The 17778-nt window shown below is 60.5% G+C and carries 14 protein-coding genes and 1 pseudogene; 5 read left to right on the top strand and 10 right to left on the bottom strand.

Annotated elements, in window-relative coordinates:
- Positions 1 to 35 precede the first annotated feature (35 nt).
- The 3 genes and pseudogenes from V8359_RS16075 to V8359_RS16090 form a co-directional block, all read right to left on the bottom strand.
- Positions 36 to 3041 (bottom strand): annotated as a pseudogene (locus tag V8359_RS16075) (BPTD_3080 family restriction endonuclease).
- Between the two features lie 25 nt (positions 3042 to 3066).
- Positions 3067 to 3270 (bottom strand): type I restriction-modification system subunit M N-terminal domain-containing protein, encoded by a 204-nt coding sequence (locus tag V8359_RS16085; protein ID WP_336430087.1) that lies wholly within the window; start codon positions 3268 to 3270, stop codon positions 3067 to 3069.
- A 166-nt stretch (positions 3271 to 3436) separates the two neighbouring features.
- Positions 3437 to 3937 carry a hypothetical protein gene (locus V8359_RS16090; RefSeq protein ID WP_336430088.1) on the bottom strand — a complete coding sequence of 167 codons (501 nt, stop codon included), beginning with the start codon at positions 3935 to 3937 and terminating at the stop codon, positions 3437 to 3439.
- A gap of 289 nt (positions 3938 to 4226) precedes the next feature.
- Between V8359_RS16090 and V8359_RS16095 the strand changes: the two genes are divergently transcribed.
- The 4 genes from V8359_RS16095 (at position 4227) to V8359_RS16110 (ending at position 8514) form a co-directional block, all read left to right on the top strand.
- Positions 4227 to 5414 carry a hypothetical protein gene (locus tag V8359_RS16095; protein ID WP_336430089.1) on the top strand — a complete coding sequence of 396 codons (1188 nt, stop codon included), beginning with the start codon at positions 4227 to 4229 and terminating at the stop codon, positions 5412 to 5414.
- Between the two features lie 426 nt (positions 5415 to 5840).
- The gene (locus V8359_RS16100) at positions 5841 to 6182 is read left to right on the top strand and encodes a hypothetical protein (protein ID WP_336430090.1); all 342 of its coding nucleotides are present in this window, start codon (positions 5841 to 5843) and stop codon (positions 6180 to 6182) included.
- 549 nt (positions 6183 to 6731) lie between these two features.
- Positions 6732 to 7619: a metallophosphoesterase family protein gene (locus V8359_RS16105; RefSeq protein WP_336430091.1), complete on the top strand. Its 888-nt coding sequence runs from the start codon at positions 6732 to 6734 to the stop codon at positions 7617 to 7619.
- Positions 7620 to 8139: 520 nt separating this feature from the next.
- Complete coding sequence (locus V8359_RS16110) at positions 8140 to 8514, top strand: DUF983 domain-containing protein (protein WP_336430092.1); 375 nt, start codon at positions 8140 to 8142, stop codon at positions 8512 to 8514.
- 364 nt (positions 8515 to 8878) lie between these two features.
- On the opposite strand, the gene V8359_RS16115 is transcribed toward V8359_RS16110, so the two are convergent.
- The 7 genes from V8359_RS16115 to V8359_RS16145 all read right to left on the bottom strand — a co-directional run bounded on the left by V8359_RS16115 (position 8879) and on the right by V8359_RS16145 (position 16473).
- Entirely contained in the window at positions 8879 to 9154 is a 276-nt protein-coding gene (locus V8359_RS16115; protein WP_336430093.1) for a hypothetical protein, read from the bottom strand.
- A 954-nt stretch (positions 9155 to 10108) separates the two neighbouring features.
- Positions 10109 to 11566, bottom strand: coding sequence for a gamma-glutamyltransferase (locus tag V8359_RS16120; protein ID WP_336430094.1), 1458 nt, complete (start codon positions 11564 to 11566; stop codon positions 10109 to 10111).
- Between the two features lie 10 nt (positions 11567 to 11576).
- A complete protein-coding gene (locus tag V8359_RS16125) occupies positions 11577 to 12338 on the bottom strand; it encodes a maleate cis-trans isomerase family protein (RefSeq protein WP_336430095.1) in 762 nt (253 codons plus the stop codon).
- Between the two features lie 27 nt (positions 12339 to 12365).
- Entirely contained in the window at positions 12366 to 13673 is a 1308-nt protein-coding gene (locus tag V8359_RS16130) for a TRAP transporter large permease (protein ID WP_336430096.1), read from the bottom strand.
- A 2-nt stretch (positions 13674 to 13675) separates the two neighbouring features.
- Positions 13676 to 14245, bottom strand: a complete 570-nt coding sequence (locus V8359_RS16135; protein WP_336430097.1) for a TRAP transporter small permease — start codon at positions 14243 to 14245, stop codon at positions 13676 to 13678.
- On the bottom strand, positions 14238 to 15236 hold the full coding sequence (locus tag V8359_RS16140; RefSeq protein WP_336430098.1) for a TRAP transporter substrate-binding protein: 999 nt from the start codon (positions 15234 to 15236) through the stop codon (positions 14238 to 14240). The genes V8359_RS16135 and V8359_RS16140 overlap by 8 nt, the downstream gene beginning before the upstream one ends.
- 322 nt (positions 15237 to 15558) lie before the next feature.
- Positions 15559 to 16473 (bottom strand): LysR substrate-binding domain-containing protein, encoded by a 915-nt coding sequence (locus tag V8359_RS16145; protein WP_336430099.1) that lies wholly within the window; start codon positions 16471 to 16473, stop codon positions 15559 to 15561.
- Between the two features lie 106 nt (positions 16474 to 16579).
- Here V8359_RS16145 and V8359_RS16150 point away from each other — a divergent pair, with 106 nt between their 5' ends.
- On the top strand, positions 16580 to 17770 hold the full coding sequence (locus V8359_RS16150; protein ID WP_336430100.1) for a M24 family metallopeptidase: 1191 nt from the start codon (positions 16580 to 16582) through the stop codon (positions 17768 to 17770).
- Positions 17771 to 17778: the final 8 nt, after the last annotated feature.

The following is a 17778-nucleotide window of genomic DNA, read 5'->3' on the forward strand; positions in this document are numbered from 1 at the left end:
GTTCAAAATCATAGGCTGTGATCTGAAAATGCGTGTCATGCCGGCTCTTCTTCCAGCATGGCGCTGATCGCAGCGTCGAGTTCGGGGCCGAAGTCATGGACGGACCGCAGTTCGGCAAAGCCCCAGCGGCCGTAGCTGCCCAGCCGGTTGACCGCCGGCACCCATTTGCCGCGCATCGTGTCGGCCTTGAGCATAGCGTCGTGGCCGCGATAGCCCTTGACCTCGACCACCAGCGTGGTGGGCTCGGGCGTGTCGAGGCGGATCAGGAAGTCGGGCAGGTAGGTGCGCGGTTCGCCCTCCACCAGGTAGGGGATTTCCAGCCCGAGATTGTGGTTCTTGGCGTAAGACAGCACGCGCGGATGATCCTCGATCTGGGCGGCCAGCTTGTCCTCCCAGTCGCTGTCGGTGATGATCCAGTTGATGTGAGATTTGTCCGGGCGGGGCTGGTAGCGCGTTGATTTCGAGGTGTTGAAATTGACGCCCATGGTCGAGCCAGTCGGGTTGTAGGGATCGAGCACCGCACGCAGGATCTTCTCGCCGCCGGGCTTGTCGATCAGCGCGCCGAAGATGATGTCGCAGACCTCGTCAGCCAGTTCACGGTAAAGAAGCTGGGCGGGAACGGTATCGCCCTTGCAGACAAGGTGGCCCTCGGTCAGCCATTGGTTGACGATGCGCTTGGCCGCCGGGAAGAGGTGCATGCGCGGGGCCTCGTTCGCGTCGCGCAGCTTCTCGAAGATCATGTGCTTGGCGACATGGGTTGCAATGGTCGATTGCCGCTGTGCCTTCAGATAATCGAGCGTCAGCTTCTCGGCCTCGCCCACGATGCCCTGCATGGTGACAACGGTGGCCGAGACCTTTTCGGGGGTGAGCACGTAAGGCTCCAGCCCCGAGAAATCGGCGGTGAGCCGGTCGGGGGGCAGATCGGCGGTATAGCCCTGCACGCGGGGGAAGGTGATTTCCAGCGCGTCACGCTCGGGGCTGATGGCGCGGACATTGACCACGTCGCGCGGCGGCTGTGGCGGGGCGACGCGCGGCCCGTCGGAGAAGTTGAGCCCGTCGATGCCGAGGATGTCGGCATATTCGGTTCTGAACAGGCCATCCTCGTCGGTGTCGTAGGACAGGCGGCGCAGGGCGCGACCGATGACCTGCTCACAGATCAACTTAGTGCCGAAGGCGCGCAGTCCGAGGATATGGGTGACGTTGTTGGCGTCCCAGCCCTCGGTCAGCATCGAGACCGAGACGACGCAGCGCACCTGTTCGCCGAGGCGGTCCTTCTTGCCCACCGTGTTCATCACCTCGCGCAGGATGTCGGCATCGGTCAGGTCGCTGGACATGTTGCGCTCGGCCTGCTCGCGGCGGAACGCCTCGATCTCGTCGGCATTGGCATCGCGGAAGGATTTGTCGATATCGCCGCCCGCCTCGAGCGTGACGCTGTCGATGAGGACGGTGCGCGGGCGCGGCAGCCGTTCGAGATCGGTCGAGAAGTTGGAGAAGAGCGGGCATTTGCCCTGCACCGTCTCGATATTGCCCTCCGCATCCTCGCGGTCGTAGCCCGCCATGTAGTCGCGCAGAAGCTGGGAGTTCGCCGTATTGTTGCACACCACGATGAAGACCGGCGGGATGCCCACCTGCTCGTCCTGCCACAGCTTGAAGGTCTTCTCGTAATGGCCGTAGAGCGCGTCGATGGCAGATTTAAGCTCGATGGGGAGCTTCTGCGGATCGGGCGGCGTGCCTCTGGCCTTCTTGGGCATCTTATTCCCGATGGCCTTCCACAGGTTGCGATAGAGCGGTTCGGGCTGGCCAGGCACGTTGTCAGCCACCGGCACGCGCGGCAGCTTGACGATTCCGCACTCGATGGCATCCATCAGCGAGAAGTCGGAGACCACCCAGGGGAAGAGCACGCCCTCGGGCCAGCCCGAGCCCGACAGGAAGAACGGCGTGGCCGAGAGATCATAGACGGCGTGCAGCCCGAGTTTACGCTTGGCGGCCTCTAGCCCGGAAATCCAGAGTCGGGCCGCTTCGCGGTTTTCCTCGGCCTCCTTCCGGTCTTCGCCGGTGAGCTTCTCGACCTCGGCGGCTGGTCTTTCCCGGTAGCAATGGTGGGCCTCGTCGTTGATGACCATGATCCGGCCCAGCCCCATCAATTCGGGCATGACCCGCTGGATCATCTGGCCTTCGGTCTCGAGCGTCACGAGGTCCTCGCCATGGCCTTCCAGCGCGGCACGGGTGCCCTTGGTAAGCGGAACCTTCTCGCGCAGCTTGAAGGCGTGATAATTCGTCAGCACGATCTGGGCGCGCTGCATGTCCTGCATCAGGTCGCCGGGAACGAGGTTGATCCGGCGGTAGTAGTTGTTCGCATCGTTGGGCAGTAGCACGCGCAGACGGTCGCGGATCGTGATGCCCGGTGTGACGATCAGAAAGCCACGCGTGAAGGTCTTGGAATTCGCGCTGCGCACGGCGTTAAGCGTCTGCCAGGCGATCAGCATCGCCATCACCGTGGTCTTGCCCGCACCGGTGGCGAGTTTCAGCGCGATCCGGAAAAGGTCCGGGTTGGCCGCGTCATTCGCCGCTTCCAGACGCGCCTTGAACCGCTTGCCCCGCGCGCCCAGCTTCGGAGCGACCTCGGTCAGCCAGATCGCCACCTCGACCGCCTCGAGCTGACAAAAGAACGGGCGGATGGTCTGGCTCTTGTCGGTTTGCAGAGCGCGCCAATGCTGCAATAGCCGCTGCGTCGTGGGCGAGACCTGCCATTGTGCCGGGTTGGGCAGCATGCGCCAGACATCCACTTCGCGGCGGATTTCGTTGACGAACTAGGTGACGTTGAAGTCGATTCCAAGGCCGCCCAGTCCCTCGGTGCTCAGGTCGAGCTCATCCTGCTGGTTGCCCTTACGGCTCTTCGATTGCGGCATTGCCGCGATCAGGTCAGATCTACGGCGCGTATCAATGATGCGGTCCGTCGGCCGCCCTTCGTTATCCAACTCCCAATGGCGGTCTGGCATGGTGTAGGGCGTGTTGAGAATGGGTTGCTCGAAAAATGACATGGCGCTTATCCGATCTTTCGTCAGCCTACACGACAGCTCGAGAGGTGGTTGAATTTGCCTGAGGCTGCCACTCCTGCGCATCGCTCACAACGCCAACAAAACAAAGTCTTTGCACGCCAATGAAGGGCAGCACCACCTTGCCATACTCGGACTGTTTGAAATCACCCCGGAGAAGTTCTGCGATCGACCAGACGAAACTCCCGAGGTTCTTGATATCGCTGCCGCTCATTACCGCCCCTGACTTTTTCTCGCTCAGGATGTGCGGTGAGGCGCAGAAGTGCAAGGATGAAGGTGGCGGGCTTGTCGTTCCAGTGGTGTGTTATCTACGCCGCCGGTGCAACGATCACGCACTGCACATCTTGGATGCGCCGCGATTGCCTCCGTCTCGGCTGAGGTCAGACCTGGCCATTCTTGATCGCGGCCTTGGCCTTGCCGAGCGTGATGAACTCGCTCTCGTTCACATAGTATCGATCACCGCGCTTGATGATCTCGTAGCCCATATACCCGCGGTGGTCACGATCATCGTCGTCCGACCGAAGCGTGGGCTCTTTTCGCGCCGGTGACGATGTGCTGCTGGTCACGGTCTTGCCCGCCGCGGTCTTGCCTTTTGATTGCAACGACACGCCCTGCGCCTCCGCCAGCCTTTGGAGAACGAGGAGATTGGCGCGCGAGATGTCTGCCTGGTCGATCACCGCGAACGATACTTGGGATGTTGCCAACAGCACGAGGCCGGATACGAGCATGACGACCCCCGGAATCATGACCTGCCAGTTTAGGGCACCGCGTCCCGCGAATGACGAGACGAGGGCGATCAGTCCGATGACGATGATGATCCAGCCCGTAATCGCGACGATACCGAGAACGAGTCTCGCCGTTCCGTAGCTCTTCTCATACATCGCGTCGCTCCTTGGCCGTCAAAATACCGACCATATCCATCGACGAGAAGACTGCAACGGCGCGGTGTGCCTATGTCGGATGTCTGGGTTCTCCGAGAGCGCGTTTGCCGATGCGCACGGTCGTCCGAAGAGAATCTAGAAGCTGCATGTCGCGGATGGCACCTGAACCAATACCCACTTGACGGAGCACGCCAGATGCTGACTAACAGCGAAGCAGATCGTGATCTAGAAATGGAACCAGATGACCTGTTCGATGCCAGATTCGTAACAGACGACAACCGAGTATGATATGCCTCTGCCAACATCAGCCAAGCTTATACCGCTCAATCCGGCCAAGCCTATCCGCGAATTGAAATTTACGGAATCTTGGGTGACTGCTGAACAGGCGCGTTTTCAAAATCGCCGGATGCTCATTCCTGACGTTGATCTGAAGAACTATCGCTTCAAGGCGGTCATTGACTACATCGTAGTCCGGGTATTCACCCGCAAAACCCAGCATCAATGGATACAGAAAAAACTTCGCACAGTTCTAACTCGCGACAGTTGGATTTTACCCAGCAACCCTGGTGCCGGCGCGGTAGCTGACGAATTCGACATAAAGATCCAGGAACCCGGTTCAACGGCACTTGTGGCTGCGGCTATCGAGGCTGTTAGCAAGGAGCGAGGTGAATGCAGCGCACCAGAGATTCGCGAGATAGAATTTAGTCTCGACGTCTACAGCCGCGGTGGTGACGATGAAGAACGCGACAAAATGGTAGGTCTCCTGCAAAGGACGTATTTTGCAGATACAGAACGCTGGCCGAATAATCTGGACATGCCCAGAACGACCGCAGCTAAGACGGGTCAATCTGAGCCCGAGGTGAAAACAAATTATTTGACGCCTAGGATGGGGGCAGCGCGTGATACGTCATTGCCTGTGCGCCCCGAGCCGGATGAGTTCAGGAGCCCGTTCCTAGAAGGCACAATGTATCTGGGCGCGAAAGATAGGAGTGGCATGATCCGCATTCAGAACAAGATAAAGGATCAGCAATACCCCGAGAAAGGCACATTCACTGCACTGGCCGAAGATCAAGCAAGAGCACGTGTCGAGGTCACGCTCAAATCCTGTGACTTAGAGCGCCTCGGACTTCGCGAACTGCGCGACCTAGAAGGCTTCAGCTACGCAAAACTCCAAAGAAAATACTTCCAATTCATGCTGCCAACGTTTGCTGGCGAGAACCCGGAGAAGAGTTCAGCCATCAACGCCGGTATCAGTTTGGACCAAAAAAATCGCGCCGCCATTTTTCTTCAGTCTGGTTTGCTGGCGTTATTGAGACGAGATGAAGTCTGGGAGCACCATAAGGCTTTGGAACGTTCGAAGATAAAGAAGGTGCTTCGCCTCCATGCGGCCAGAACTGGCCCCCATTTCGACCGGGCACCTTGGCCGGACCAGGATGGCTTAACGATAGCCTTAAGCATCTGCAAATGTCTGAGATAGAAATCATCGCCGATGGCGGTCGCCTGGTTTTAAATGCTTCGCCTCTTCAGAAGGCCCGGCGGGGAGATTGGCAGGCGGGCTGGCGCCTGCGATCGTGGGCCGATAAATTGGGCCGTTTCAAAGTTGGTATCTTCCAAGGCAAACCGACCCGAACTATTGGAGCCGGGTTCGTTGCACGGGAGCGTTGGGGGGCGGGACGTCGCGGCTTTGCCGGATCTGTCGTTCCATCTCCACCAACAGCAAGCCCGGGACCGTGCAATGCACGCCTCGCGCGCGTGGTGATCAGAAACGTCATTAACAGTCGTGTGCTCCCGTTATCCAGATGATACTTCTCACGACAGATGACGGAATGTATTCCGTCCAAAAAATCCCGTCTTTGCAGGCAGATCCTTCACGGTCGGGAGTTCATAGAAACGAGGATCAGTAATGAATATTCCCGAAGCTACTAAACCCGCAATCTGGGGTGCCATCGGCGGCGCCATCGTCGCGATGGTTATCGGATTTACGTGGGGTGGTTGGGTGACTGGCGGAACGGCGACGCAGATGCAGACCACCAGCGCAGAATCAGCCATCGTTCAGGCGTTCACGCCGCTCTGCGTCGTCAAGGCTGAACAAGAGCCGGAACAGATCGCTTTGCTGAAGGAAGAAGCGAGCTATCAGCGTGACAACTTCGTGGTTGAGGCTGGCTGGGTGGACAATGTGAGCGAAAAGTATCGCTCGGAAGTGGCTGATGCGTGTGGTGATTCGATCGTGGAAGGGATGGAATAACACATGCGATTCCTGCCGATACATATGGCTGATTGAGCAGATGCTTTTCGTCACCCTGCTTTCCAACTTGATCCCTATGACGGCGATTTGAGCCGATTTGGCAACTTCACCGATGGGACCAGTGGAAAGATCGACGTGGCGGCCCCTAAGGCGTTTCGCGAACATCGGTGAATCAGTTTTTTCGCCAAACGATTTAGCGTGATGTTATGGAGGTTGAAACGGGCTATGTGGCGACAGCGATGCTGATGGTGGCGTTGAACGCCTCTAGTTGGTGGAGCTCGGGCCGCATGTTGGACACGGCGCGCGTTCTAGCCTATCTCAAGGTCTCAATGCCGTTGGTTTTGAGTTGGACCGGCCGGACCACTTGGACCACGTTGAATTTATGGTGTTATTCCGGTCCAGTCGGTCCAAGTGGTCCGGCGGCTCAGTGAGTTCGTCGCCTCTCTCGCCTGTGAATGCCCTGATCAGATCGTCGGTCAGGCTTGGCGCTTTGTCACTCCGGTTTGTCCCGGCCGGCTTCAAATACGCGCGGGCGTCTAGCATCGGCGCATGGACGTAGCGCAAGGCGCAAATTGCTCGAAGATTAGTAAAATCAGGCGAGCTTGGCAGTTAGCGGCAAGCCGCTTGGAAAATGTCAGACAGATAGGCGGACCCATTAATCCAGTGCAGACCAGTCTGGTTGCCTCTGGGCATTCATGCTACGCGCCACTCATGAGCAACCCGATCTACGCCATTGGCGACATTCATGGCCAGATGGCCCTATTGACTGACGTTCTGGACCGCATCGAAAAAGACAGTGGGCCTGAGGCTCGCATCGTCTTTCTGGGAGATTATGTGGACCGGGGTCCCGACTCCCGCGGTGTGATCGAGTTATTGTCTTGCGGGCTGGCCGAGGGGCGCGACTGGATCTGTCTGAAGGGTAACCACGATCGCTTGTTCGAATGGTTCATCGCCCCGCCGGTGCCGCGTCAGGACGCACATCTCATGGTCGGCCACCACTGGTTTCACGAACAGATCGGCGGGATCGAAACCGCCGCCTCCTACGGGATCGGCGGCATTGATCGCATGCGGCAGAAAACCTTGGCCGCTGAAATGCGCGCAGCTGTTCCCGACAGCCATTTGCGATTTTTGCAGGGCCTTTGGCTGTCACACAGGGAAGAAGATAAGTTCTTTGCCCATGCCGGTGTGCGCCCTGGTGTTCCGCTGGACCGTCAGGATGAAGAAGATCTTTTGTGGATCCGACAGGAATTCCTCCAGGATAACAGCGATCATGGTGCTTTTGTCGTCCACGGACATACGCCTGTGGATGCGCCGGACCGGCGCGCCAATCGGCTGAATCTGGACACCGGGGCAGCATACGGCGGGCCGTTGACGGCAGCAGTCTTTGAGAAGGACGAGATTTACATCCTTGGTCCAACAGGCCGCACCCGGCTTTGACCTCCCCGCGCGCGGCGTGGTCAGCGCCCCGAGGCACCGTGTTGCGACAGATAGACGTGACTGCATCGGTTCTCCGCGACACTCCGGCGAGCATACTCTTGCGTGACCGTGACCAAACATCACGCCCCCAATGATCAAGTAACCAATGAAGGTTCGTGAGCGTCATGATCTGGACACAGGCCAGATCAGCGTCTCCTATGCCCCACATGGGCTCCAGTGCTGCGTGGCGGCCATCGTCACCTAGTGTTCACTACACGATGGAAGATGCCTGATGGAAGCAGGGTTTCGAACGCCGGTCCAACATCCCTGGGCGAAACTGTCAGATGACAGCTAGGAGCCCAGTTCAACCGGTGCTGTATGTTGTAGGAGTGGCTGCTTCTACTCGTTTGAGAATGTGAATTCAGCAAAATTGGCTGCCAGGCTTTCAAGTTCCATTTTTCTGTGGTCAGCTCAACTACAATGCACCGCGCACTCGTCAGTGGAGTTGAAGAACTTTTCTCCGATGCGTAGGATAATGACGATGGAGACCAATGAGCCGACCAAAAACGTGAAACAAGCCATAGGACGCGGTGTTCTTGGCCGATGCCCGAATTGCGGAACAGGTAAGTTGTTCGCGGGTTATTTGGCGGTTAGGGATCGTTGCGAAAGCTGTGACGAGCCTTTGAGCGAATACAAGACTGCAGACTTACCTGCCCTGTTCACGATCCTTTTTGTAGGCATTTTACTGGTGCCTACCCTCTGGGTCGGCTTCGCCGTCTTTCGGCCAGATCCACTTCTGCTATTTGGTTATATGAGCGTTTTGATAATAGTGTTGACGCTGGTGATGCTGCGCTTGGTGAAAGGTGCGAACGTAGGCTACTTTTGGGCGATAGATGAAAGGGACCGTGGGGCGTAGAGGGCCAAGTCCTCCGAAAGATTGGTTTTTGCCGCAGAAGTGTAAGGTTGGCATTGTCCGCATTGCTGCCCCTCGAACTTTCATTCAAGCAACCGAGCGCAAATCAGAGGCAGACTGAGAACTATTTTTCAGGTGGTGGACACCAGATTCTGTTGCAGCCTCTGGCGCGTATGGGAGGTTCCGACCCCGGAACGTGCCGGCGCCAGAACGCATCCCTATCGCATATCTATGGCAAACCTAGGACTTCGCTTTCTCTATGGAAGGTTGCATCGGCTGCTCCCTGGATAACGAGCCATTCCTAATCCAAGCATCCGCCACGCTGCACAAATGATCCGTGGAATCCCTCCACCAACCACACTCCCATTCAGGATTGGCGAAATGGGATGACATTGCCCGCGCCACGCATGAAGGCTAAAGCCCCTTCGCGTTCGATGGCTTCTATTGCCGTGTTTCTGGCACCCTCGTCGGAGTGGAACTGATCATCCCATACGTGGCTGGTGCCTTCGTGATCTTCGACCTCCAGCGTCCATGTCCTGTCGCTCTCCAACCGATAAATATTGATGGAGAATGAGACGCCGTCGACGGTGATCTGTTGACTCTTGGCGGATTGCACAAGGTTGGGTTCGTCATCTTCGCTCATATGGAACGACTTTCAAGCTGGCGGGTTACGATCGGTTTCTTCGAAACTAGCGGTGCTTCTAGCTCCGATACAAGACGAACTGGCGGTGCAGAGCAGGTTTTTCGTGGAGAACATGGGAGCTTCAGCACCGCTCCTCGTGCCAGAAGCCATCGATGGCGACGTTCCAACGCTACTTTGCCACCGCCAAAAACGCACTTTCGAGCGGTTTTGCGCAACTCCATATCTCTAAGTCATTGATTATATTATACTCATAGGTTGCATCCATATGACGGGAACCCCAAAAACCGGGAGCAAATGTCGCGCTGTCAACGTCGATGCAACCCAAAACCCGATTTACGCAACCCTTATGCAACCCTATGGCAACCTCTTCGCGGGGGTCTGAATTAGTGAGTTCTTCTAGCTTTGGCCCGTCGATCTATAGGTGATAGGAATTGCCGCTCTTCACTCTCATTGAGTCGGATAACTGCGCCAGGCCCAGCGATCTGCATCCCAAGGCGGCGCATGCCGCCCTCCTGAAGGCGATCGAAGGCGCGCAAGCTGAAGAACGCGATGGATCGTGTTGACCGCTTCGCCTGTCCCGGAACCGGTGCCTTTCATCAAGACCCAATGCGAATAACGCCCGTTGTTCTCTTTCCCTGCGATCTCTTCAAGCCATGCGCTCAGCCGCCCAGTCCCTGAATCTGAAGCGCAACCGATAGCGCGCAGCCGGTCGACGCGGTCTTGGATCCGAGAAGCCTAGGCGCATCACTCTTGAGATTGCCATGTCCAAAATCCGCGCGCTTCCGCAACGGCAGCACCTTTGCACGGTCAAACTCGTTGTGCGCTTTTCTGGCATTACGGTTCCAGCGAAGCCTACCACGCACTTCATGCATGTCGGTCAGTCTCTGGTCACGGGTTGCACCGCGCAAAGTCGGTTCCCACAACTGGCAATGCGGATCTGACGAAAAACCCCTCTCAGAGCACAGCGTGCCACACTTCTCGCCGCCAGTCTGAGCCAGCGAATGGGCGGCCATGAGCTATGCCTGCGCAAACGACACCGCCGAAACAGAGGTCGTTATCGGCCCGAAATTCCACATCATGTCCGAGAGCCCGCAACTGTTCGGCATCGCGATGGTTCTCCGCCATAAGAAGCCTGCCATCCTCGCTTCGCCAGCGCGGCGCGTGGATGGCACTGGCTATGTCTGCGCCCGCCGCCATCCTGGCGAGGATCTGCAGAAGCGTCTGCACCTGCCCGTCGGCACCTGGTGTGGCCAGCGCCGTGGCTCCCTCTGGCCCGTGCAGGAGCATCGGCGCGAGCGTGTGGACCGGACGCTTGCCGGGCGCGGCCTCGTTCGGGGCAGTGGTGAAGCCCTCTGCCCGGTTATTGAGTGCAAAACCACCTTCCGGCACGTAAATGCACGACCCGAAGCTGTCGAAAACGCTCACCAGAGACGAACAGACCTGCCCCTCGGAATCTGCGGTCGCCACCCCCGCCGTATGCAGGTAGGCGCGCGGGCCGCCGCGCCCCGAGGATTTCTTCAAGTTGATCTCCAGAGGTTCCTCCAGAAGCGCCGCGCCCTCGGCGGCGCGCTCGCGAAACTGAAAGCTCGCCTCCGTGAGTTCGATACATAGATGATCCAGCGAGGCCGCCTCGGCCAAAGGTGCCGCCTGGAAACCCTTAAGGCTCATGGCCAGAAGCACGCCTTGCGTCATCGGCGGTTGCACCTCCACGGTGCCCTCCCCCCATGGCACTGAGAGCGGCGCGGCAAGCTCGCTCCTCTGGCACGCCAGATCCTCTTCGCTCAGGAGCCCGCCGAGGCCCTGCACGGCACGGGCCATGGCGGCTGCGATGGCGCCCTCGTAGAAGGCATCTCTGCCTTGGGCGCCGATGCGTTCCAGAAGTCGCGCCATTTCAGGTTGCGGCACGGGCGCACCGCCTGCGGCCTCGCGAATGACCGCCCAACGTTCGGCTCCACCCCGCTTGAGGCGCTCGGCCTGCTCGCCGATCGAGGCACGATCGTAGATCGAAAGGGGGCACCCCTTGCGCGCAAGCTCCACCGCAGGTGCGAGGCAGACAGACAGCGGCAGCCGCCCAAAGGTGGCGTTCGCTTCGCACCACCCCTCGGCCAGGCCCGGCACGGTTACCGAGAGGCCAACAGACCCGAGCGCCGTGAACCGCTTGTCCATCGGGGCCGCACCGGTGCCGTTGATGGCGCCTGTGCCGCGCACGGAGTCATGCATAAGCGCCAGCATGTCGCCGCCCAGCCCGCAGCTTGCGGGCGCCACCACCGCCAGTGCCGCCTGTGCCGCAATCATCGCGTCGCATGCATTTCCACCGAGGGCAAGCACCTTAAGCCCGGCGCCCGTGGCGAGCGGATGCGCTGCCGAAACCGCACCTGTGCCACCGGTTGTGATCGGTCTGACGGGTTGCATGATACCTCTTTCAAACGTTGCGAAGCAACTGGCCGAAGCCCGCGATCCGGTCATCGATGCCGGCGAGCCTGAGGCAATGCCAGAAACTTGCCTGGTTGCTGCAGATCATCGGCTTGCCGGTCGCGGCCTCCACCTCTTCCACCACCTCGAGCGAGCGCAGCGCGCCGCAACTGAGAAAGATCGCGTCCGCCTCGGGCCGGTCGAGCGAAATCGCGAAATCGCGCAGATAGGCGGGCGAGACGCGGTTCATCTCCACATCGGTCATCAGCCCCATGCCCGTAAGCGCCGCGATGCCGATGCCCGCCTCCTCGAAATAGCGCCGTTCCAGCGCGTTGATGTCTGCTGTGTAGGCTGTGCCGAGAGCGATGCTACGCACCCCGAGCGCGTCGAACGCCGCGTTCACGCCGCTCAGAAGTGTGGTGGGTTTCGCGCCCGAGGGGTGCGCTCCGATCTTGGTCGCGATCTTCTCCTCGCCGATCACGAAACTGCCGGCGGTGCAGTTGTAGCAGAGCACGTCGATGTCGCGTCTGCCCGGCAGGAAGGCCGCAAGCGTGGCGTCGAGATCGGCCTCCATTCCAGCGAGGCTTTCAACGGTGCATTCGGTGCGCATGGGCATATGGGTGAAGCTGAGCCCTAGGCCGGGCGGCGCCATGCGCATCATCTCCCCCTCGGTAAGCCCGGCATTGGCTACGCAGACAAAGCCGATGCGCCCGCGCGGATAGGGTCCGTCATCGTAGAGGATGCGTTCTTCAGGTTCGATGTCGTTCAGCATGGGGTTTGTCTCCTGCTCCGGGCGTCCCTAGTCACGGGCGGTTAGTGTTTCGGGAAGCCACAGCGCGATCTCCGGGACGGCGATTAGAATAATAACCGAGGCGAACATGATGAAGAAGAGCGGCGCCGCCGCGCGCGAGACGAAGCCGAGGCTGCGGCCTGTCATGTTCTGCACGAGGAAGAGGTTGAACCCAATCGGTGGGGTTATCAACGCCATCTCGCCGACCAGCACGATGAAGATGCCGAACCAGATCATGTCGATCCCTGCGGCGCGCACCAGCGGCTCGACCACGGCGATTGTGAGCACGATCATGGAGATCCCATCGAGAAAGCAGCCGAGCAGCATGTAGAGCATCATGAGCGACAAGATCAGCGCGGTGCGTGAAAGCTCCATATCGACCACCCATTCCGCCAGATCGCGGGGCAGCCCGGTGAAGCCCATCGCTAGCGTGATGAAGGCCGAACCAGCGAGTAGCAGAGTGATCATGGCGGTCGTGCGCACCGTGCCCATGAGCGACTCGCGTAAAGATTGCATGTTGAGCGAACCCTGCAGCGCAGACAACAAAAGCGCGCCGGCCACGCCCAGCACCGCAGCCTCGGTGGGCGCCGCGATGCCGGTATAGATCGAGCCCACCACCGCAACGATGAGCCCCACCACCGGCAGGAGCTTGGGCAGGGCATGGAGCTTCTCGCGCCAGTCCGAGGGGTTCTCGCGCATGGCGCGCCCAGCTGGCGTCAGGACGCCCCAGCCGACATTGTAGAGCAGAAAGAGCCCCGCCAGCATGAGCCCCGGGATGAGGCCAGCCATGAAGAGCCGCGCAATCGATTCCTGCACCATTATCCCGTAGATGATCATGGTGATAGAGGGCGGGATGAGCAGGCCGAGCGTGCCCGCCCCCGCAAGCGTCCCTGCGACCATCGCATCGGGGTAGCCGCGCTTCTTGAGCTCCGGCATGGTGATCTTGCCCACCGTCAGCAGCGTCGCCGCCGATGAGCCGGAGATCGCCGAAAACGCGGTGCAGCCGGCCACGTTCACATGCAGCAGGCCACCGGGCCAGTTTCGCAGGAGCGGCGAGAGCCCGTCGAACAGGCTGCGCGAGAGCCGGGTGCGAAAGAGGATCTCGCCCATCCAGATGAAGAGCGGCAGCGAGGCGAGCCCCCAGAGCGAGATATGCGACCATACGGTGGTGGCCATCGCGGGGCCGATGGGGCGGCTGGTGAAAAGCGACATAGCCAGCGTGCCCACGATCAGAAGCGCCACGCCGACCCAGACGCCGGTGGCCAGCACCAGCACGAGAATCGCCAGGAAGATCAGTCCCATGGTGAGCGGGTCCATCCCTAATCCTCCTCGGGCCGTTCGAGCAGGGCCTCGTCGCTGTCCTTCACAAGGCTCTGGCCCGTGAGGCAGTAGCGCAGGGCGCCGTGCACCAGTGCGATGGCGAAGACCACGAATCCGATCGCGGCGGGCAGTTGCGGCAGCCACAGCGGCAACCCGTCGGAGCCGTCGCTGATATCCCCGAAATTCCACGAGATGCGCACCATGCGCACCAGGTAGTAAGCCAGAAAGCACACGGTTATGGCCGCCAGCACGGTAGCAAACTGGTCGAGCCTCCAGCGTAAGGGCTGCGGGCAGGCGTTCAGCCCCAGATCCACGCGAATATGCGCGCCCGCCCCGAAGGCATAGGCGCAGCCGAGGCTGCCTGCGGCAGCCATGGCATAGCCCGCCCCCTCGGTCATCCCGCCGATGTAGACCCCAAGAAGGCGCGAGACCACGCTCACCGCGACGAAAACAGCAATGAGCACGATGGCCAGCGCGGCCAGCCCGCCGCAGAAACGGTAGAGACTGTCGAGCGCGGCTTCGACCAGCGAAACCGCGCCCTGACCATCCTGGCGTTCGGGGTCAGCCACGATATGCTGCCAGAACCTTCTCGCCCACCTCGCCGGCGCTTGCGGCCCATTCTTCGGCCATGGTCGCGCCGATCTGCCGCAACCCGTTGATCAGCTCGTCCGAAGGCGCTTCAACCTTCATGCCGTTTTCCTTCATCGTCTCGATATAGCCGGCATTCTGCACTTCCATCTCGTCCCAGACGGCGGCTTCCGTCTCGGCGGAGGCCTCGAGCACCGCCGCGCGGGTGGCGTCATCGAGGCCGTTCCACGCATCGAGGTTCACGATCACGCCGGATTTCGGCATCCACGCGTTGATCGTGTAGAAGTAATTCACGTAATCCCAGATCTTCTGGAAGACGCCGATGGCACCCGAGGCCGTCATCGCCTCGGCCTGCCCGGTGGAAAAGGCCTGCGCGATGCCATCTGCTTCGGTCTTGGTCGGAACGGCCCCCATCAACTCGGCAAGGCGCGTGGTCGAACCATCATATGCGCGGAAGCGGACGCCTTCCATGTCGGCCACCGAGCTGACTGGCTTGGCAGAGAACAGCCCCTGTGGCGGCCAGATCGGCGCGAAGAGCAGCTTGAGACCACGCTCTTCCAGCGCGGCCTCTAGGTAGGGCCGCGATGCCTCGTAGAGCCGCCGCGCCTCGTCGCGGTCGGTGGCGAGAAAGGGCACGGTATCCACGCCTAGAACCGGCGCCTCCGCCGCATGGGGTGCAAGAAAGCGCGCGCCGATCTGCACCTGCCCTTCGCGCACCGCCCGCAGAATATCGGAGCCACCATAGAGCGAGCCCCCCGCATGAACGGTGATCTGCAGCTCTCCGCTGGATTTCTCGGCAACCTTCTCAGAGAAGGACACGTAGGACTTGGAGATGAAATTCCCCGCGCTGTAGGCCGCAGGCATGTCCCATGTCTGCGCCGCGAATGAAATGCGCGGCGCGAGCATGGTGGAAAGGCCGCCGAGCAGCCCGATCTGCAGGCTTTGGCGACGCGATATGTTCGAAAAGGTCATGTCTTGTCTCCCGTTGTTGGTTGTCGTCGTCCACCGCCCGAGACTGTCAAGACCGGGGCTCGCGTATTGAGGCCGCTGTCTTCTTCAGTGCCACGCAGCGCCATCTCACCCCGGCATAGTGCGTCGCATCAACCAACAATCATAATACTAATATCTCATCTTAATCTAAAATAAAGTTATACTCCGGGCACCTGGCCCAAAGGTCATAAGCGGCGCCGGCGATAGTTAGGGGCACATTTGAGACGGGCGGGGCGCTTGCCCGTGCGAAACCCGTCAGCCGGAAACTCCACGCTGCCCCCTTTCGGCAATCGGCGCGCAAGTCTCAGCGCAACGCATACTGCGTGCCAAGCTCGAGCTCCGTCTTCTGGGCAAGCCGGAGGATCTCGGAGCGCACGAAGTCCGTCATGCGGGTGTGCTTGCGCGACTTTGTCGAAATCAGCGACAGGTCGAACTGCGCGTCCGTCTCCACCGCCCGCGCCACGAGCCCACGCTCTTCGTAGAACCTGGCGGTGAGCGCGTCCACGATCGCCACGCCAAACCCGGCCAGCACGATTTCACCCGCCGCAGCCGTGGTAAAAACCTCCAGCGAAGCCGCCCCACGACGCCGCACCTCCGGCACCCGCAAGGCATCGACCGATTGCCCGTCGAAACTGCGCAAAACGACCACGGCCTCCGTTTCCAGCTGATGCGGCGCGATATTCAACTGCTGCTCGAACCTGTGCCCCGGACGGACAAGGCAGACGAGCGGCAACTTCATGAGCGGCACCGAGTCCACATCCGTCGCGTGCGGATCGGAAAGACAGAGCCCGATATCTACGCGGCCCGCCGCCACGGCCCGCAAGAGCCAGTCGGTGCTGCGCACTGGTAACGAAAGTGTGGTGTCGACCGCGTTCTGCATGAGATCGGCCACGATGCGCGGAAGCCAGAAATGCGCAAGCAGAGGCATTGACCCGACCGAAACCTCGCCGGCGCGGTTCTCGCGAATCGACGCGGCAAAGCGTTCGATCTGCTTCAACCCGGTATAGACGGTCTGCACCTGGTCGAATAGCAGCATCGCCTCGGCGGTGGGGTGCAGCCGGTTTCCCATCCTCTGGAAGAGTGCGAAACCCACGGCGCTTTCCAGCAACTGGATCTGCTTGCTCACGGCAGGCTGGCTCACATGCATCCGCTCCGCCGCGGCGGTGATGGAGCCTGTGAGCATCACGGCCCTGAACACTTCCAGCTGTCGCGGCGTCATAACTTTTATTGCTCCTAGAGACAATTAATTCGAATTGACGGAATGGATAGCACGTTCCACCCTATCGGCCAAGCCTGCCTGGGAGGCGTGAGCGGAGGAGCAAGGCGTGCACGTGATTTCCGACATTGCGCCAACGGAGCGCCAGAGAAGATTCTGGCCCGGGGAACTGGCGTTTCCCGAGGAAAGCTACACTCCCCGCCTCGACATGGTGCAAGCGGATCTGCGCAGGCAGGGCCTCAACGCCGCGCTTATCTTCGACCCCGAGAACATGTTCTGGCTCACCGGCTACCAGACGATCGGATATTTCACCTTCCAGGCCATGCTCGTGCCGGCGAGCGGGCTGCCGGTGGTGATCACCCGCGTCGTCAATTGCGACATGGCCAATGCCCTGCCGACAATCTCCCATGCCGTTGCGATCCGCGACACCGAGGATCATGTGGATGTGCTCGCCGGTTTCCTGAACACGGCCGGCGCAGCACGTATCGGCTTCGAACCCACGTCGCGCCAGCTCAGCGTGCAGGATTACCTGCGCCTCACCGGCCAGGTCACGGGCGAGCTCGTCGCCTGGATCGGGCCGATGGAGCCCGCCCGGCGCATCAAGACCGACGAGCAGATCGCCCGGATGCGTGCCGCCGCCCACGCCGTCGAGGCCGGCATGAAAGAGGCACTCGACACCATCGCGCCGGGCCGCACCGACAACGAGGTTGCGGCCGCGCTCTATCGCGGCTCCATCGCCGCCGGCAGCGAATATATCGGCCACCCTCCGATGGTGGTCAGCGGCAAGCGTTCCGCGCTCTGCTTCGCGCTCTGGAAGCGCAAGGTCATCGAGCGAGGCGACGTGGTGCTGCTCGAAGGTGCCGGCTGCATCGACCGCTATCACGTGATGATGTCGCGCTGCGCCGTGGTGGGCCCTCCGACCGATGAGCAGAAGGCAACCGCCGAGGCCTTGACGGAGGTGCTTGAGACCGCCGTCGCCACGATCCGGCCCAACGAGACCGCGGGCGAGATCGACAGGCGCTGCCGCGGCAAGGTCGAGCGGCTCGGGCTCGGAAAATACTTCAAGAGCCGCATGGCCTACGGCATCGGCATCGGCTTCCCGCCGAACTGGGCCGAGGGTCACATCTACGCCATCCGGCCCGACGACCCACTCGTCATCGAGGAAAACATGACTTTCCACGTGATCCCGACCATGTTCCGAGAGGAGTTCGGCATGGCGATCAGCGACAGCATACGCGTAACTAACAAGGGCTGCGAAGTTCTTACGAATTTTCCCCGCGATTTGGTTATCGTGGATTAACCGGGCGC

Origin of the sequence: Roseovarius sp. E0-M6 (assembly GCF_037083845.1) — a bacterium.
Classification (GTDB): domain Bacteria; phylum Pseudomonadota; class Alphaproteobacteria; order Rhodobacterales; family Rhodobacteraceae; genus Roseovarius.

Excerpts from the sequence above, each read along its gene's own strand:
- V8359_RS16100 (WP_336430090.1), top strand. The coding sequence starts at position 5,841 with ATGAATATTCCCGAAGCTACTAAACCCGCAATCTGGGGTGCCATCGGC.
- V8359_RS16120 (WP_336430094.1), bottom strand. The coding sequence starts at position 11,566 with ATGCAACCCGTCAGACCGATCACAACCGGTGGCACAGGTGCGGTTTCG.
- V8359_RS16125 (WP_336430095.1), bottom strand. The coding sequence starts at position 12,338 with ATGCTGAACGACATCGAACCTGAAGAACGCATCCTCTACGATGACGGA.
- V8359_RS16145 (WP_336430099.1), bottom strand. The coding sequence starts at position 16,473 with ATGACGCCGCGACAGCTGGAAGTGTTCAGGGCCGTGATGCTCACAGGC.
- V8359_RS16130 (WP_336430096.1), bottom strand. The coding sequence starts at position 13,673 with ATGGACCCGCTCACCATGGGACTGATCTTCCTGGCGATTCTCGTGCTG.
- V8359_RS16105 (WP_336430091.1), top strand. The coding sequence starts at position 6,732 with ATGGACGTAGCGCAAGGCGCAAATTGCTCGAAGATTAGTAAAATCAGG.
- V8359_RS16115 (WP_336430093.1), bottom strand. The coding sequence starts at position 9,154 with ATGAGCGAAGATGACGAACCCAACCTTGTGCAATCCGCCAAGAGTCAA.
- V8359_RS16090 (WP_336430088.1), bottom strand. The coding sequence starts at position 3,937 with ATGTATGAGAAGAGCTACGGAACGGCGAGACTCGTTCTCGGTATCGTC.
- V8359_RS16085 (WP_336430087.1), bottom strand. The coding sequence starts at position 3,270 with ATGAGCGGCAGCGATATCAAGAACCTCGGGAGTTTCGTCTGGTCGATC.
- V8359_RS16140 (WP_336430098.1), bottom strand. The coding sequence starts at position 15,236 with ATGACCTTTTCGAACATATCGCGTCGCCAAAGCCTGCAGATCGGGCTG.
- V8359_RS16110 (WP_336430092.1), top strand. The coding sequence starts at position 8,140 with ATGGAGACCAATGAGCCGACCAAAAACGTGAAACAAGCCATAGGACGC.
- V8359_RS16095 (WP_336430089.1), top strand. The coding sequence starts at position 4,227 with ATGCCTCTGCCAACATCAGCCAAGCTTATACCGCTCAATCCGGCCAAG.